Origin of the sequence: Actinoplanes solisilvae (genome assembly GCF_003999975.1) — a bacterium.
In the GTDB taxonomy this organism is placed as follows: Bacteria; Actinomycetota; Actinomycetes; order Mycobacteriales; family Micromonosporaceae; genus Actinoplanes; species Actinoplanes solisilvae.
This window is the reverse complement of sequence record NZ_RJAC01000012.1, coordinates 204,177-219,886: the sequence shown is the minus strand read 5'-3', so window position 1 is coordinate 219,886 and position 15,710 is coordinate 204,177. Positions and strand designations below refer to the sequence as shown.

13 protein-coding genes are annotated in these 15,710 nt (G+C 70.3%); 9 read left to right on the top strand and 4 right to left on the bottom strand.

The genetic code is table 11. From position 1 onward, the window contains the following. Positions 1 to 17 precede the first annotated feature (17 nt). Positions 18 to 863, top strand: a complete 846-nt coding sequence (locus tag EER30_RS27675; RefSeq protein ID WP_127503536.1) for a DUF1028 domain-containing protein — start codon at positions 18 to 20, stop codon at positions 861 to 863. Here EER30_RS27675 and EER30_RS27670 read toward each other — a convergent pair. Together EER30_RS27670 and EER30_RS27665 are read right to left on the bottom strand one after the other, a co-directional pair. Next, entirely contained in the window at positions 840 to 2,336 is a 1,497-nt protein-coding gene (locus EER30_RS27670; protein ID WP_127503535.1) for a polysaccharide biosynthesis protein, read from the bottom strand. The two genes, EER30_RS27675 and EER30_RS27670, sit on opposite strands and share 24 nt — an antisense overlap. A gap of 85 nt (positions 2,337 to 2,421) precedes the next feature. Next, the gene (locus EER30_RS27665; protein ID WP_127503534.1) at positions 2,422 to 3,030 is read right to left on the bottom strand and encodes a YdeI/OmpD-associated family protein; all 609 of its coding nucleotides are present in this window, start codon (positions 3,028 to 3,030) and stop codon (positions 2,422 to 2,424) included. 528 nt (positions 3,031 to 3,558) lie between these two features. Between EER30_RS27665 and EER30_RS27660 the strand changes: the two genes are divergently transcribed. After that, positions 3,559 to 3,984, top strand: coding sequence for a hypothetical protein (locus EER30_RS27660; protein WP_164842501.1), 426 nt, complete (start codon positions 3,559 to 3,561; stop codon positions 3,982 to 3,984). An 85-nt stretch (positions 3,985 to 4,069) separates the two neighbouring features. On the opposite strand, the gene EER30_RS27655 is transcribed toward EER30_RS27660, so the two are convergent. Next, the gene (locus tag EER30_RS27655; RefSeq protein ID WP_127503532.1) at positions 4,070 to 4,411 is read right to left on the bottom strand and encodes a VOC family protein; all 342 of its coding nucleotides are present in this window, start codon (positions 4,409 to 4,411) and stop codon (positions 4,070 to 4,072) included. A 168-nt stretch (positions 4,412 to 4,579) separates the two neighbouring features. Here EER30_RS27655 and EER30_RS27650 point away from each other — a divergent pair, with 168 nt between their 5' ends. Next, the gene (locus EER30_RS27650; RefSeq protein ID WP_127503531.1) at positions 4,580 to 4,939 is read left to right on the top strand and encodes a hypothetical protein; all 360 of its coding nucleotides are present in this window, start codon (positions 4,580 to 4,582) and stop codon (positions 4,937 to 4,939) included. A gap of 609 nt (positions 4,940 to 5,548) precedes the next feature. Here EER30_RS27650 and EER30_RS27645 read toward each other — a convergent pair. Further along, entirely contained in the window at positions 5,549 to 5,941 is a 393-nt protein-coding gene (locus EER30_RS27645) for a VOC family protein (protein WP_127503530.1), read from the bottom strand. A gap of 84 nt (positions 5,942 to 6,025) precedes the next feature. Here EER30_RS27645 and pepN point away from each other — a divergent pair, with 84 nt between their 5' ends. From pepN to EER30_RS27615, 6 genes are all read left to right on the top strand, one after another. Then, a complete protein-coding gene (pepN, locus tag EER30_RS27640) occupies positions 6,026 to 8,410 on the top strand; it encodes an aminopeptidase N (RefSeq protein WP_127503529.1) in 2,385 nt (794 codons plus the stop codon). Between the two features lie 84 nt (positions 8,411 to 8,494). Then, positions 8,495 to 10,039, top strand: a complete 1,545-nt coding sequence (locus tag EER30_RS27635) for a long-chain-fatty-acid--CoA ligase (protein WP_127503528.1) — start codon at positions 8,495 to 8,497, stop codon at positions 10,037 to 10,039. Between the two features lie 103 nt (positions 10,040 to 10,142). After that, a complete protein-coding gene (locus EER30_RS27630) occupies positions 10,143 to 11,438 on the top strand; it encodes a GlnX family signal transduction membrane protein (RefSeq protein ID WP_127503527.1) in 1,296 nt (431 codons plus the stop codon). After that, the gene (locus EER30_RS27625; protein WP_127503526.1) at positions 11,438 to 12,388 is read left to right on the top strand and encodes a glutamate ABC transporter substrate-binding protein; all 951 of its coding nucleotides are present in this window, start codon (positions 11,438 to 11,440) and stop codon (positions 12,386 to 12,388) included. The genes EER30_RS27630 and EER30_RS27625 overlap by 1 nt, the downstream gene beginning before the upstream one ends. Further along, the gene (locus EER30_RS27620) at positions 12,385 to 13,545 is read left to right on the top strand and encodes a hypothetical protein (protein WP_127503525.1); all 1,161 of its coding nucleotides are present in this window, start codon (positions 12,385 to 12,387) and stop codon (positions 13,543 to 13,545) included. Before EER30_RS27625 ends, EER30_RS27620 begins: the two co-directional genes overlap by 4 nt. Then, positions 13,542 to 15,701, top strand: coding sequence for a serine/threonine-protein kinase (locus EER30_RS27615; protein WP_127503524.1), 2,160 nt, complete (start codon positions 13,542 to 13,544; stop codon positions 15,699 to 15,701). The genes EER30_RS27620 and EER30_RS27615 overlap by 4 nt, the downstream gene beginning before the upstream one ends. The last annotated feature ends 9 nt before the right edge of the window (positions 15,702 to 15,710 follow it).

Below are 15,710 nucleotides of genomic sequence, written 5' to 3'. Positions count from 1 at the left end.
GCGCTAACGTCGCCCGCATGACCTTCTCGATCGTCGCCCGTTCCGCCGACGGCAAGGCCCACGGCGTGGCCGTGGCCAGCAAGTTCCTGGGGGTCGGCGCCGCCGTCCCGGCCGCGCTGGCCGACGTGGGCGCAGTCGCGACCCAGTCGTACGCGAATCTGGCCTATCGCCCGCAGTCGCTGGCGCTGCTCGGAACCGGGGTCGCCGCCACCGAGACGGTCAAGGCGCTGATCGCCGGCGACTCGGGGCCGATCGAGCACCGGCAGGTCGGCGTGGTCGGCCCGGACGGGCTCGGCGCCACCTTCACCGGCAAGGAGTGCCACGACTGGGCGGGCGGCGTGGCCGGCGACGGCTATGCCATCCAGGGCAACATGCTCGCGGGAGCGCAGGTCGTCAGCGACATCCAGGCGGCCTGGCTGGCGGGTCGCGACGAGACGCCGCTGGGCTACCGGCTGCTCGAGGCGCTACGCGCGGGCGATCTGGCCGGCGGTGACCGGCGCGGACGGCAGAGCGCGGCGCTGCTGGTGGTGGCCAAGGGCCGCGGCTACGGCGGAACCAGCGACGTGTGGGTCGACCTGCGCGTCGACGACCACCCCGACCCGGTCGCCGAACTGGGCCGGCTGCTCGAGATGCACAGCCTCTACTTCGAGGTCCCCGAGCCGTCGACGCTGCTGCCGCTGACCGGCGAACTCGCCGACGAGGTCGCGTCCCGGCTCGCGTCGACCGGTCACGTCGGGCCCGACCTCGACGAGTCGCTGGCGTCATGGGCCGGCGTCGAGAACCTGGAGATGCGCATCGTCGCCGGGCACATCGACCCGCTCGTGCTCGACCACCTGCGCTCAAGCGGCGGGTCGGACCTTTAACGGGGGCACGGCCGCGCACAGCTCGCCGAGGCGACGCACGAGCACCTCGGTGTCGCCGGCCGCGGCCAGATCCCGTACGGCGGAAGGGTTCAGAGCGGGAACGGCGACGTGCGAGATCAAGCGATGGTACGGCCGTTCATCGATCTCGCCCGGCCCGAAGAGCACCTCGCCGAGCTTCTCGCCGGGGCGCAGACCGGTGTAGACGACGTCGACCAGCTGGCCCGAGAGGCGTACGAGCTCTCGGGCCAGCTGGTCGATGAGCACCGGCTCGCCCAGGTGCAGCACCATCGCCTCGCCGCCCCCGCCGATCGCAGCCGCCTGCAGCAGCAGACTGACCGCCTCCTGCGTGGTCATCAGGAACCGGCGTACCTCGGGGTGGGTGACCGTGATCGGGCCGCCGTCGGCGATCTGCGCGCGGAACTTCGTGAGCACCGAACCCCGGCTGCCGAGGACGTTGCCGAACCGCACGCTCAGGAACACGCCGGGCTGGTCACGGTTGGCCCACGCGGTGAGCCGCTCGGTGATGCGCTGCGTGTAGCCGAGCACGCTCACCGGGTCGGCGGCCTTGTCGGCCGAGACGGTCACGAACCGCTCGGCCTCGCCGGCCGCCTCCAGCAGCGCGAGCGTCCCCAGCACGTTGGTCTTGACGGCCTCACTGGGGTGCCGCTCGAGCAGCGGCTGGTGTTTGAGGGCGGCCGCGTGGAAGACCACTTCGGGATTGCGCGTACGGAAGATCTCGCGTACCCGGTCGGTGTCGCGCACATCGCCCAGCAGCACGGACGGGTCGTGCAGCTCGGCCCGCGGGTCGACGCTGAGCTGCACCGCCTGCAACGCCGCCTCGTCGTGATCGAACATCATCAGCTCGGCCGGCTCGAACCGGTGGATCTGGCGGCACAGCTCGGACCCGATCACGCCGCCCGCCCCGGTGATCAGCACCCGCTTGCCCCGCACCAGGTCGTCGATCGCCCGCTCGTCGACCTCGATGCGGTGCCGGCCGAGCAGATCGGTGACCTGCACGTCGCGGATGTCGCGCGCCCCCAGCTCGTGGTCGAGCACCTCGCTGGCCTCGGGCACCACCAGCAGATCGACCCCGGCGGCGACGGCCCGCTCACGCATCTCCCGCACCAGCTCCGCCTCGGCGTTGGCCACCGCGAAGATCAGCGCCTCGGCCCCGGTGTCACCGACCGCCTTGCCGAGATCGTGCCGGGTGCCGATGACGCGGATGCCGGCCACGCGTTCGCGCCGCTTGGCCGGGTCGTCGTCGAGGATGCCGACCGGCTCGAACGGGCTGTCCGGGTCGAAGACCATGCCGTGCAGAAGGGTGCCGGCCGCCTCTCCGGCACCGAAGACCAAGGCCCGCGTACGCCGTTTGTCCTGCTCGCCGCCCCTGGAATGCTCGCGGCGCCAGCGGTCGTAGCGCACCGCGAGGGTGTAGAGCAGATCCTCGCTCCGGGTGTCCTTCCGCGCACGCACAACGACCTCCCCGACCCCGGACGACCTCTTTCAGGGTAATTCGGCCGGATCGGCGGCGTGGCGAGTTGCCCGATAACTCCCGCGGTCATGAAGGCGCGGCCGGCGGCTTGGCCCTCTGCGGGTAGACCGTCTCGTGGCGGGACAGCATGGCGACGAACTCGACGATCTTCCGCTCGCGGGTCTCCGCCCGTTTGACGGCGTTGACGCGGTAGATGAGAGCGAACCGGTTCGCCTTGGTGAGTACGTCGAACATGGCCTGGGCGGCCGGGTCGGCGGCGATCGCTTCGAGAAGGTCGGCCGGCACCTCGGCCTCCGACGGCGGGGCGTACGCCGCGGCCCACCGCCCGTCGGATTTCGCGGCGTCGACCGCGGCGCGGCCCGGGGGCAGCATTCGTCCCTGCTCTTCCAACCGGGCCACGTGGAGCGTGTTGCGTTGTGACCACGAGCTGCAGGCCCGGCGAGGGGTGAACCGGATCCAGGAGCTCTCGTGATCCCGTTTCCGGGCCTGCCCGTCGATCCAGCCGAAACACAGAGCCTCGTCGACCGCGTGCTGCCAGGTCAGCGTGGTGACCGTGCCGCCCTTCTTGGTCAGCGCCAGCCAGACCCCCGGCGACGTGTCATGGTTGGCCGACAACCAAACACGCAGCGCCTCAGCGTCCGCGACGATCAACTCTTCCAGCTCCGCGCTCCCCATGACGGCAGGCTAGTCGACGCGCGAGGGCTGCGGCCTCCGCCTGTCGGGCCTCCGAGCTGGGGACACACCGGTCGCATTGCAGGTTCAGTAACTGTTGGGCGCTACGCTGCACCACTTCACCCCCGCAACCGCCGGGCTCACGCTCACAGCCGTCGGGCAAATTCACTCTGTGGTGGTCGACGCCCTGGGGCGCCGGGATCATCGCGGCCGGCTGCGCGCAGGAACGGGCCACTCGCAGGGCGGCCCTGGCCAGCGTTCTGGTGTCGTTCTGACCGGCCACTGCGCACAGGCGTCGCCTATGTTTCGGCTTCGGGCTACGTCTCCCCGAAGGCTAGATCAACCGGAGTCTGGCCTACCAAGCTTGAGATCGAGCCGGGCTGTTCGCGAACGCCGGGCTTCCGGGAGAAGCCCCATAATGGTCTGACGATGCCTGAGGACGAACTAAGCGACGTTCGGCGTCGGCTTCCACGAGGATCGCGCGTTTGGGGCGCGGTGACCGGCTTTCCGGCGGGTCTCGGAAGCGCTGGGATGACGGTAGACGTGAATGACCCGGTTCCTGGTTGGGTCGACGTGCTGGCACTCCCGGAAGAACCCGAGCAATGGCCGCAACTCGGGCGTAAGGGCCTGTTCGAGGTGCTGCAGCATCGTGGGTTCGAGATACGGCTGCTACCGCTCGACGCCAGCATGCGGGGGCGAACCGCCCGGAACTGGCGACGGTGGGGACACGAGTGGGCGGCGCTGACCCAGCGCTTCCCCGTGCGTACCGTTCTCGACGCAACAGTCGACCACGTGTTTCCGGGCAACCGTGAGTACACCGTCCGCTTCGGGGACTACTACGAGGCCGTCGAATATGAGGGCTCACCACCCGGCCTCGGCGCTGTGGTGTCGGTCGTGGTCGTCAGACGTTCGGAGTGGACTCGCTCGCTGATACTTCAGCCCCGCAAGAAGTCTTGAGCGGGCCGACATCGAGGTCCGCGTGCGCGGACACTTGCGGCTTGAGAGTGACCGAGGGATCAGCCAAGTGTCGCGAGAGGATGCGTCACAGGGGCGCCCCGCCGATGCTCAACTCGTTGCCGTCCAAGTCGCGGAAATCGGCCTTGCGTACTCCGTTGGGATAGGTTTCCCGCTTGGCCGGCTCGATCCCACGTGCGGCGGCAGCGGCGACGAAGGCGTCCAGGTCGTCCACGAAGACGGTGATCAGGGCATGACCTGCGTGTTCGGGCCGGTACTCGATGAAGATCGACCGCCGCTCGGCCAATTCCCACACGGCTTCGGTGGCGCTGGCCACATACGTCGGCGCAGTGCCGAGCAGCTTCTCGTACCACGCCAGGGCGGCGGGATAATCGCTGACAGAGATTCCGGCGTAGAGATCGATCGGCATCTGAACAGTTTATTTGGGCAAGCCCGCGCGCGCTCAGCTCACCGAAGAGATGCGGCCGCCGAACAGCTGGCACCGCTGTTGGCCGCAGTGCGTGGGAGGTGGGCGCAGCAACGGTCGGCCGAAGCGGGAATATGGTGGATCATCAGCAATTCGGGGATGGGGCTGCAGATGATTGACGTGCAGGAGTTCGCGCGGCGGCTGAGCACTCTCGGAGCCGATCAGTTCACCAGCGACGACGTAGTGGACCTGGCGACCGCGGCCGAGGTACGCATCAGCGCTGACCTCGAGATCGACGCCACCCTGGCGCAGCGCTTGCTCGACCAGATCTCGCCCGTGCCGCCAGTCACCGGAGCGCAGATCTCGGCGTCACAATGGCCGCCGCCCATGTCTTCCCGGCCCGCGGCGCCTTCAGTGTCGTTCTCCAGCCCCGGCGCCGTCGACGGCCCGGCTGATCAGCCGTCACGACCCCGCAGTTCCGGGCCCGCGCGTAACGGCCGGCGACCAAGATCCGGACAAACTGACAGGTGAACCTGTTTGACTCGAAACCGGCCGGACTGCATCCGGACCGTATTCGCTCCAGTTGAGGTCGCACGCCCCGCTCGTGCTCAGTGGCTGACGGCAAGGCCGGCCCAGCGAGAAGGACGGATCCGGCTGTCACCGTAGCCCGTCCGGCGCAATCACCAGGCTCCTCGCTACAGCGGTCGGCTATGCGACGAGCCGTGGGCGCAACTCTCGCCGCCATCAGCGGCTGAACTTCGTCGCACTACCCCAGGGCTTTTGCTTCGTGCGCCCGAATAGGCTCGAAGGACGATCATTCCAGTCAGCACACGCATCGCGGCAGTTGAGTGGACTCCTCGGGAGAGGACGAAACTCTGGCGACGGTGTGTCACCGGGCCTTGGGTTCCTCTCGGTCCCGGGCGGCATTTTGGTGTAACGGGAAGAACCTTCTCGGGTTGTCCACGTCGCTGGCACTGTGGCCGTCGACAAACCGTCGGCTGGGCTCATCCGGGCCGGCAAACTGAGGTCCCGTTCGCGGCCCCTCCAGTGCGGCAGCGTCAGTGACGCCGGGCGAGCGACGACCAGGATGGGCGCCGCACCGGTTGCAGGTGTTCGGGATCGTCGAGGGACGTGGGCGTCTTATCGGGCGGGTTGATCAGTGGGGGTCTCGGTTTGGAGCCACTGGGTCAGGTTGAGCATGTTGCCGTCGGGGTCCAGGACGTGGGCTACGCGCTGACCCCATGGCATGTCGTTGGGGTGGCCCGGCACGGTGCCGCCGGCCGGCTCGACCGTGGGGAGCAGGGCGTCGACGTCTGCTACATCGGCGCTCAGGATGATGCGGACCGGGGCGCCGATCTCGGTGTTGTCCTCCTGCACGAGCCCTAGCGTGGTCTCGCCGATTCGCAGTTCGACGTAGAACTCGGGGCCTTCCTCGGGTATGCGGAGGGTCTGCGTCGCGCCGAGCACTGTCTCGTAGAACGTGCGCAGCCGCGGCAGGTCGGGCGTGCTGGCGATGGGCTGGATCGAGGTCATGGGGCTCTCCTGAGCTGTCGGCTTCGGAAGGTAGACCGTGCGACCGGCCGAAACTCATCGCAGGCGAGTGCATAGCCTGTCGGGGTGTCGCTGACCCTGGAAGAAGCCCGCGCGCGGGCTCGCATGCTCTCCGACGTCTCCTACGATCTCGCGCTCGATGTCACCCGTGTCGGCAGTTTTCGGAGCCGGGTGGCCGTGCGGTTCCGGACCGCGGGTGGGGACACGTTTCTCGAGTTGCACCGGGCCGAGTCGCTCGAGGTCACGATCGACGGCATGGCGGTCGGGCCGGCGTACGACGGGCGCCGGATCTCGCTCGACGGGCTCTCCCCCGGCGTTCACGAGGTGGTCGTGGACGCGCGGCTGCGCTACGTCACCGATGGCGAAGGGCTGCACACCTTCACCGACCCCGTGGACGGTGAGCGCTACCTCGGCGGCTATCTCGGGCTGGACGTCACTCAGCGCCTGTTCGCCTGCTTCGACCAGCTCGATCTCAAGGGGCCGATAACCCTGAGCGTGACCGCCGACCCGACGTGGACGGTCCTGTCGAACGGGCTGCTCAAGACGGCGGCGAACGGCCGGTTCTCGTTTGCCACCACGCCGCCCATCCCGTGCGACGCGTTCGTTGTCGTGGCGGGGCCTTTCCACTCGGTGCGGTGGGAGCATCGCGGCCTGCCGATGGGCTGGCATGCGCGGCGCTCGCTCGCCGCCGAGCTGGAGCGGGATGCCGCCGAGCTCCGACGAACGACCGAGGCCTGCTTCGACCACTTCACCTCGATCTTCACCGAGCCGTTCCCGTTCGACTCCTACGACCAGGTCTTCGTGCCCGAGCTGAACTGGGGTGCGATGGAGTGCCCGGGCTGCGTCACGTTCCAGGAGTCCATGTTGCCCCGCGAACGGGTCACCGACGACGACCGGCGGCATCGGGCGATGGTGATCGCGCACGAGATGTCGCACATGTGGTTCGCCGACCTGGTGTCGCCGGTGTGGTGGGAGGACGCCTGGCTCAACGAGTCGTTCGCCGACTACATGGGCTTCGAGGTGGCCGAGACCGCCGCCGGCGAAAAGGGCACCCGTGTGTCGTTCGAGGCAGCTCACAAGCCCGGCGCCTACCTCGCCGATCGACGCCGTTCCACGCATCCGGTTGCCCCGGCGGCCGAGGACGTGCCCGACGTCGACACCGGCACGACGATCTTCGACGCCATCTCGTACGGGAAGGGCAACGCTGTCGTACGGCAGCTCGTGACCTGGCTGGGTGAGGCCGACTTCCTGGCCGGCGTGAACGCGCATCTCACCGCGCACCGGTTCGCCAACGCCACCCTCGAGGATCTGCTGTCGGCGCTCGACGCGGCCTCCCCGCGCGACGTCCGCGGATGGGCGCGGGTGTGGCTCCGGCAGCCGGGGCACGACACGATCCGGGTCGCACGCCGGGGCGACGTGCCGGTGCTGACCCGCGCCGGGGTGCGGCCCCACCGGTTCACGATCACGGCGTACTCCGGGTCGCTGCAGCCCGTCGGCTCGCGGCTGGTCGATCTGGCCGACGAGCCCGTGGAGCTGCCCGAATGGGCCGGGCTGGTCGTGGTGCCGAACGCGCACGGCGAGACCTTCGCCCGCGTCGAACTCGACCCTCTCTCGTACGACGCGGTGGCGAGCGAGCTGACCTCCCTGGCCGATCCGCTCGTGCGGGCCGTGCTCTGGGGCACGATGCTCGACGAGGCGGCACCGGCCGACCATCTGCGGCTGCTGGCCCGGCACCTGCCCCGCGAGCCGTCGCCCACCCTCGTCACCGCCGTCCTCGACCGGACCTTCAACCATCTCGTACGCCGAAGGCTGGAGCCCGAGCAGGTCGGCACAGCGCTGGAGGTCGTCGCCGCCGCCTGCGCGGCCGGCGACCAGCGGGACGAGCAGCGCGCGGTCGCGCTGGCCCGCGGGCTGGCCCGGGCGACGAGCGACCCGGAGCTGCTGCGGCGCTGGCTGGGCGCGAACGCGACCGATCAGGGGCTGGCTCTCGACCCGGCGCTGCGCTGGTCGGCCCGGAAAAGGCTGGCCGAGCTCGGCGGCCTCTCCGCGGAGCAGATCGAAACCGAGCGGCGGCGGGACGGCACGGCGACCGGCGACCTCGGCGCGGCCACGGCTCTGGCCGCGCGGCCCACGGCCGAGGCGAAGTCGGCGGCCTGGGCGGCGATGACCGAGGACCCCGAGATCTCCGTACGGCGCTTCCGTGCCCTCGCCGACGGGCTGTGGTCGCCGGCGCACCGCGACCTCGTCGCCGCGTATGTGACCGTTGCGCCCGCCCTGGCCCGGCGGGGTTCGGCGTTCGCCGCCGCGGTCGGACGGGCGTTCCCCGCGATTCCGCTGACCACCGCCGAGATGGACCTGTTCAGGCGGGCGCTGCACCAGGACATGCCCGCCGTCCTGAGGCGCCATTGGGAGGACGAGCTCGACGACCGGGCGACCGCGAGGGAAACATGACCGTAACGGAGGGTTTTTCAGGTTCGGTGGGCATGTTGGGATGAGACGGCAGTCACGCCGGCGACCGTGAAGGGGATCTACCGCATGTTGAACCTCTCGATCCTGCTCGAGGACAGTGCCCGCAACTACCCCGACCGGGCGGCGGTCGTTCTGGGTGATCGGCGTCTGACCTACGCCCAGGTCGACGCGGCGGCCAATCAGGTGGCCAACCTGCTGGTCGAGCGGGGCATCCGGCCCGGTGACAAGGTTGCCCTCTCCTGCCCGAATCTGCCCTACTTCCCCGTCGTCTACTACGGCATCCTCAAGACCGGCGCCGTCGTCGTGCCGTTGAACGTGCTGCTCAAGGGCCGCGAGATCGCCTATCACCTGCGCGACTCCGAGGCCAAGGCGTACCTGTGCTTCCAGGGCACGCCGGAGCTGCCGATGGGCGCCGAGGGCAAGGCCGGCTTCGACGTCGTCGACGCGTGCGAGACGTTCTTCCTGATCACCGTCGACCCGGCCGCGCCGAGCCCGATCGAGGGCGCCGAGACCCTGGGGTCCGCGCTGCCCGGCCAGAAGACGTTCGAGGCCGTCCTGCTGCCCGAGACCGACCCGGCCGTCATCCTCTACACCAGCGGCACCACCGGGCAGGCCAAGGGCGCCGAGCTGTCGCACTCGAACCTGCTGCTCAACGCGCTCACCTGCAACCGCCTGTTCGGCAGCCAGCCCGCCCAGGACACCCACCTGCTCGTGCTGCCGCTGTTCCACTCGTTCGGCTCGACCGTGAACATGAACGCGGGCTTCGCCACCGCGGCCACGCTCGTGCTGCTCCCCCGGTTCGACGCGGCGGCCGCCGTGAAGCTGCTCGAGACCGAGAACGTCACGTTCTTCGCCGGGGTCCCGACCATGTATTGGGGGCTGCTCAACGCGCTCTCCGCGGGTGTCGACGTCGAGCGCATCGCCTCGAACATGCGGGTCGCCGTGGCCGGTGGCTCCAGCCTGCCGGTCGAGATCATCAAGGAGGTCAAGGAGCGCCTCGGCGTGACCATTCTTGAGGGGTACGGGCTGTCGGAGACCTCGCCGGTGGCCACGTTCAGCAAGCCGGGGGCCGACCCGCGGCCCGGCTCGATCGGGGTGCCGATCTGGGGTGTCGAGGTCAAGCTGATCGATCCGGAGTGGACCACGATCGAGGCGGCCGACGAGATCGGGGAGGTCGCCATCCGCGGCCACAACATCATGCGCGGCTACTACAACCGGCCCGACGCGACCGCCGAGGTCATGCGGGACGGCTGGTTCCGCAGCGGCGACCTGGCCCGGCGCGACAAGGACGGCTATTACTACATCGTCGACCGCGCGAAAGACATGATCATCCGGGGCGGGTTCAACGTCTACCCGCGCGAGATCGAAGAGGTCCTGATGACCCACGAGGCCGTCTCGCTGGCCGCGGTGATCGGCGTGCCGCACTCGACCCACGGCGAGGAGGTCAAGGCGTTCGTGATCCTCAAGCCGGACGCGACCGTGACCGAGGAGCAACTCGTCGACTGGGGCCGCGAGACGATGGCGGCGTACAAATATCCGCGTCTGGTCAGCATCGTCGAGTCGTTGCCGATGACCGCGACCGGAAAGCTGCTCAAACGCGAGCTGAGTTGACCAGCGCGGAAAGCCCAGCAGCGCCCGGCGGCGGGTCCGCCGGGCGTTTGCGTCGATGGGGCACAGTGAAGACCGCACAACCCTCGGGGGAGGAAGTTTGAGCATGGCCCTGGCGACCCGTCCCGGTGTGCTGCGCCGGGTCGGCGGGTTGCGCCACACCTCGCCCGGCCGCCTGCAACTGTTCATCGCCACGCTGCTCGCCCTGGGCGTGCTGGCCGGCGTGTTCGCGGGTTTCACGGGCTCCTCGGCCGGCTCCGGCACCAGCGATCTCGGCAACCGCGCGCAACCCCTGCTCGTCGAGGCCGAGACCGTCTACACGGCCCTGGCCGACGCCGACACCACGGCCGCGCAGGCCTTCCTGGCCGGTGGGCTCGAGCCGTCGGCGCTGACCCGCCGCTACGACGACGACCTCCGCCGGGCCGCGACCGCGCTCACCTCGGCGGCGCGGCGCACCTCGCAGACCGGCGAGGCCGCTGACGCCGTACGGGCTCTGTCGTCCGGCATCGCCGAATACTCGGCGCTCGTCGCGACGGCGCGGGCCAACAACCGTCAGGGCCTGCCGGTCGGCGCGTCGTTCCTGTCCGAGGCGTCGCGGCTCAACCGCGACACGCTGCAGCCGCAGGCCCGTCAGCTCTTCGAGGAGGCCCAGCGCGAGGTCGACGACGGGTACGGCCGGGCCGGCTCGGTCGGCTGGGTCGCGTTGCTGATGTTGTCGCTGCTGGCGCTGCTGATCACGCTGGTCGCCGCGCAGGTCTACCTGAGCCGCCGCACGCAGCGCACCTTCAACGTGCCGCTGCTCGCCGCCACCGGGGTCGCCCTGGTCTTCACGATCGCGGCCATGTCCATCCTGTTCACCCAGCAGGCCCGGCTCGACAGCACGGCCAACCGGGGCACCGGCCCGATGGCGTCGATCGCGGCGGCCCGCATCCTGGCGCTGCAGGCGCGCGGCGACGAGGCGCTGACCCTGGCCGGGCGGGCCGGTTCCGGGCCGTACGAGCAGGATTTCGACACCGTGTCCGAGCGGCTCCTGATGCCGCGCGGGCCGATGGACAACGCGTACGAAGATCTTGATCCGCAGCTCGGCGCGACCATGAATCGCGCGCTGAGCGGCTTCCAGAGCTACGTCGAGGCCCACGGTGAGGTGCGGGCGCTCGACGAAGGCGGCAACTACGAAGGCGCGGTGAAGCTGGCGATCGGCGCCGAGACGACGAAGACGTTCGAGAGCGTACGGACCGAGCTGGACCGCGCGATGGAGAACCGCAAGACGTTCTTCACCGAAGAGATCGACGACGCCGGCGACGGCCTGGGCCTGCTGACTGTCGGCGGCCCGGTGCTGGCCGTGATCATCTGTGTGCTGGCCTTCCTCGGGCTCCGCGCGCGACTGGAGGAGTACCGCTGATGCGCATCCGTGCCGCCGTCGCCCTCCTGGCCGTCGCCGCCCTGGCCGGGTGTAGCGCCGACAGCTCCCCCATGCCCATCGCCAAGCCGTTCACGACCACGCTGGGCCCCTCCCCGGCGACCACCGAGAGGCCCGCCCCGCCGAAGTGTGATCCGCGGGCCAGCCTGGCCCCGGCCGGCGCGCTGCCCCCGCCGGGCAAGATGCCCGCCGGGTCATACATGGAGACCATCCAGAAGCGCGGGCGGCTGGTGCTCGGCACGAGCCAGGACACGCTTCTGTTCAGCTCGCGCAACCCGTTCAACGGGCAGATCGAGGGCTTCGACGTCGACATGGGACGTCAGATCGCCCAGGCCATCTTCGGTGATCCCGGTAAAATTCAGATCAAAGTCATCGGGTACGACAAGCGCGTCAGTTCCGCGGCCGACGGCTCGGTCGATATCGTCGCGGACACGATGACCGCGAACTGCGAACGCTGGGTGGACGTCGACTTCTCCACCATCTATTACGAGGCCGGCCAAAAGGTGCTGGTCTCCAAGAACTCGACCGCGAAGACCATCGAGGACCTCGGCGGCAAGCGGATCTGCTCGGTGCAGGGCTCCACGTCGTTCGACCGGATCGCCACGGTGAAAGCGAAGCCAGTCGCGGTGGCACGGGCCGCGTTCGGCGACTGCCTGGTCGCGTTCCAGCGCAACGAGGTCGACGCGATCACGACCGACGACACGATCCTGGCCGGGATGGCGGTCCAAGATCCGTACGCGAAGGTCATCGGCGACAAGATCAGCGAAGAGCCGTACGCGATGGCGATGTCGAACGAGCACCCCGAGTTCACGCGGTTCGTCAACGCCGTGCTCGAGCGCAACCGCGCGGACGGCACCTGGAAGAAGACGTACGAGAAATGGCTGAGCGCCCTCGGGCCGGCCCCCACGCCGCCGAAGGCCAAGTACCGATGACGGCCGAGGCCGAGCTGCTGCGCCTGGAGACCGCGGTGACGGCGATCGCGGCCAACCTGGTCGAACTCGACGACAACCCGGCCCGCAAGGAACTCGACCGGGTCGCGCTGACCGGGCGCACCGCGACGCTGTGGGCCGACGCGACCCAGGCGCTGACCGAGCTGTGGGACGGCTACCGGCTGCTCACCGAGTCGATCGACCGCGCCCGCGAGCTGCGTGACCTGCGCCGGCCCAGCGACGACGAGCGCGCCCGCTTCCGGCACGAGGTGCTCGGCGCGTCGATCCGGTTGTCGACCCGCACGGTGCCGCTGGCCCAGCGCGGGCTGCTCGGCGCCGGCCAGATCCACACCACTTGTACGCCGGCAGAGCTGCTCTCGGCGATGGAGGCGGCCTTCGCCACGGCCGTCGGGGTCGCCACCCGGGCCGGTGAGGCGTGGGACAGGCTGCTTCCCGCGGCGGGCGAGGCGGCGAGCGCGCTCGAGACCGTACGCCGCCTCGGTGGTGGAACGGCCGACCTGGCCGAGGCCGATCGACGACTGGGGCTGCTGACCGCGGCCCTGGCCACCGATCCCCTCGGGGTCGAAGAGCGCGACCTGGCCGCCGTACGCACCCTGATCGAACGGGCCGACGCCGAGCGCACGTCGGCCGGGGAGCTGCGCGAGACCCTCACCCAGCGCCTCGCCGCCGCGCACCGCCTGCTGGCCGAGCTGAACGCCGCGGCCGAGGAGGCCCGGGCGGCCGCCGAGAAGGCCGCCGACCGGTTCCCGGCGCACGAGATCGCGCCCGTGCCCGGCGGTGACCTGCGGCCCGAACTGCTGTCGATCGACGCGCTCGCCGCGGCCGGGCACTGGCCGCTGATCAGCCCGCGGCTGGCCGACTGGAACCGACAGGCCCGCCGGCGCCTCGACGGGCTGCGCGGCGGGGCGGCCCACAACGCCGGGCTCCTCGCCAACCGCAACGAGCTACGCGGGCGGTTCGACGCCTATCAGGCCAAGGCGCTGCGGCGCGGGCTGTCGGAACACGGGGCGTTGACTCCGCTGGCCGCGGCGGCGCGGGAGGCGCTCTACGTGGCACCGTGTGATCTGGCCGCCGCACGGCGGGCCGTCAACGCCTATCAGGATGCGCTCACCGCCACGATCGCGAGGGACACCCGATGAAGTGCGAACGGAACTGTCCCGGAACGATCGAGGACGGTTATTGCGACACGTGCGGGCTGGCTCCGCGCGCCGGGGCGAAGCCGGTTCCGGTTCCGGCTCCGCGTGAGTCGTCCAGCGCGCTTTCCACCCGTACGGCTCAATCGGCTCGGACCACCGGAAGCGCGCGCACCGGCTCGTCGCGCCGCCGCTTCGGTGGAGGGCTGGTCGAGATCGCGCCGATCACGCAGGCCGACCCGGCCACCGCCGTGATGACGCACGCCGAGGTTCCGGAGTCGAAGCGGTACTGTGCGGGCTGCGGCAACGCGGTCGGCCGTACGCGGGGCGACCGCGAGGGGCGTACGTCGGGCTTCTGCCCCTCCTGCGGCGAACCGTTCAACTTCACCCCCAAGCTGGGCAAGGGCGACCTGATCGGCGGGCAGTACGAGGTCGTCGGCGCCCTCGCGCACGGTGGGCTGGGCTGGATCTATCTGGCCACCGACAAGAACGTCTCCGACCGCTGGGTCGTACTCAAGGGTCTGCTCAACTCGGGCGACGAGGACGCGCTCGCCGCCGCCGTGGCCGAACGCCGCTTCCTGGCCGAGGTCGAGCACCCGAACATCGTCAAGATCTACAACTTCGTCGAGCACGACGGCGCCGGTTACATCGTCATGGAGTACGTCGGCGGTGAATCGCTCAAAGGCATCCTCAAGGACCGGCGGGCAGCCAACGGCGAGGTCACCGACCCGCTGCCGGTCGACCGGGCGCTCGCCTACCTGATCGAGATCATGCCGGCGTTCGGCTATCTGCACGATCGCGGCCTGATCTACTGCGACTTCAAGCCGGACAACGTGATCCAGACCGGCGACCAGATGAAGCTGATCGACCTCGGCGGCGTCGTGCACGTCGACGATCACGACGCCGCGCTCTACGGCACGGTCGGCTTTCAGGCGCCCGAACTGGCGACGCTCGGCCCCTCGGTGGCCTCGGACCTTTACACCATCGGGCGTACGCTCGCCGTGCTCACCACCGATTTCCGGGGCTATCAGAGCACGTTCGCCGACAGCCTGCCCGATCGCGGCGAGTTCGACGTCTACCGGCGGTTCGAGTCGTTCTACCGCCTGCTGCAGCGGGCCACCCGCACGGCGCCGTCGGAGCGGTTCGTCGACGCGGCCGAGATGGCCGAGCAGATGCTGGGTGTGCTGCGGCAGGTGCTGGCGGCCGGCGGCACCCCCCACCCGGCACCGTCGCGGCTGTTCACGGCCGAGCTACGCACCGACCCGCGCAGCGAGATCCCGCGCTGGCAAGATCTGCCGACGCCGCTGATCGACCTGACCGACCCGGCCGCCGCGTTCCTCGCGTCGGTGACCGTGACCGAGCCGGCCGACGTGCTCCTGCTGCTGCGCTCGGCCCCGGCCGACACGATCGAGGTGCGGCTGCGCGCGCTGCGGGCCCGCATCGACCTCGGGCTGCGGTTCGGCTCGTTCGACGAGGCCCGGCAGGCCCGCGACCGGCTGATCGCCACCGACGGGTCCGACTGGCGGGTCGCCTGGTACGACGGCCTGCTCGCGCTGGCCGAGCAGCGGCCCGGCGACGCGCGGCCGAGGTTCGAGGCGGTCTACTCCGCGCTGCCGGGCGAGCTGGCGCCGCAGCTCGCGCTCGGGTTCACCCTCGAGCTGGCCGGTGACCCGGGCGCGGCCGCCTACTACGACGTGGTCAGTCGCACCGATCCGTCGTACACGTCGGCGGCCGCCGGTCTGGCCCGCTGCCGCCTCAAGGCCGGGGACCGCAACGGCGCCGTGGAGGCGTACAACCGGGTGCCCGGCACGTCGTCGGCCTATCGCAGCTCGCAGGTCGGGGCGGTGCGCGCGCTGGTGAAGGCGCCCGACGTCGCCTCGCTGACCGCCGCGGCCGTGCTCATCGAGCGGCTCGAGGTGGAGGCGGCACAACTGGCCGCTCTCCGGGCCGAACTGCTCGAACAGGCACTGCGTACGGTCACCGGCGGCGCTACGCTGCCCGCTACGGTGCTCGGTCCGGGCCGCAACGGCCAGGTCCGGGAACGCGACATCCGATTCGCGCTCGAGGAGGCGTACCGCGAGATGGCCCGGGCAGTGCACGGCCACGAAAAGATCCGTCTGGTCGATCTGGCCAACGCGTCGCGCCCCCGGACGCGCACATGATCGGTCGCG

What these genes read in the sequence shown, in the direction of transcription:
- EER30_RS27620 (WP_127503525.1), top strand. Translation starts at nt 12,385, where the DNA reads ATGACGGCCGAGGCCGAGCTGCTGCGCCTGGAGACCGCGGTGACGGCG.
- EER30_RS27665 (WP_127503534.1), bottom strand. Translation starts at nt 3,030, where the DNA reads ATGGGGAGCGCGGAGCTGGAAGAGTTGATCGTCGCGGACGCTGAGGCG.
- EER30_RS27615 (WP_127503524.1), top strand. Translation starts at nt 13,542, where the DNA reads ATGAAGTGCGAACGGAACTGTCCCGGAACGATCGAGGACGGTTATTGC.
- EER30_RS27635 (WP_127503528.1), top strand. Translation starts at nt 8,495, where the DNA reads ATGTTGAACCTCTCGATCCTGCTCGAGGACAGTGCCCGCAACTACCCC.
- EER30_RS27655 (WP_127503532.1), bottom strand. Translation starts at nt 4,411, where the DNA reads ATGCCGATCGATCTCTACGCCGGAATCTCTGTCAGCGATTATCCCGCC.
- EER30_RS27650 (WP_127503531.1), top strand. Translation starts at nt 4,580, where the DNA reads ATGATTGACGTGCAGGAGTTCGCGCGGCGGCTGAGCACTCTCGGAGCC.
- EER30_RS27625 (WP_127503526.1), top strand. Translation starts at nt 11,438, where the DNA reads ATGCGCATCCGTGCCGCCGTCGCCCTCCTGGCCGTCGCCGCCCTGGCC.
- EER30_RS27630 (WP_127503527.1), top strand. Translation starts at nt 10,143, where the DNA reads ATGGCCCTGGCGACCCGTCCCGGTGTGCTGCGCCGGGTCGGCGGGTTG.
- EER30_RS27660 (WP_164842501.1), top strand. Translation starts at nt 3,559, where the DNA reads ATGACGGTAGACGTGAATGACCCGGTTCCTGGTTGGGTCGACGTGCTG.
- EER30_RS27675 (WP_127503536.1), top strand. Translation starts at nt 18, where the DNA reads ATGACCTTCTCGATCGTCGCCCGTTCCGCCGACGGCAAGGCCCACGGC.
- EER30_RS27645 (WP_127503530.1), bottom strand. Translation starts at nt 5,941, where the DNA reads ATGACCTCGATCCAGCCCATCGCCAGCACGCCCGACCTGCCGCGGCTG.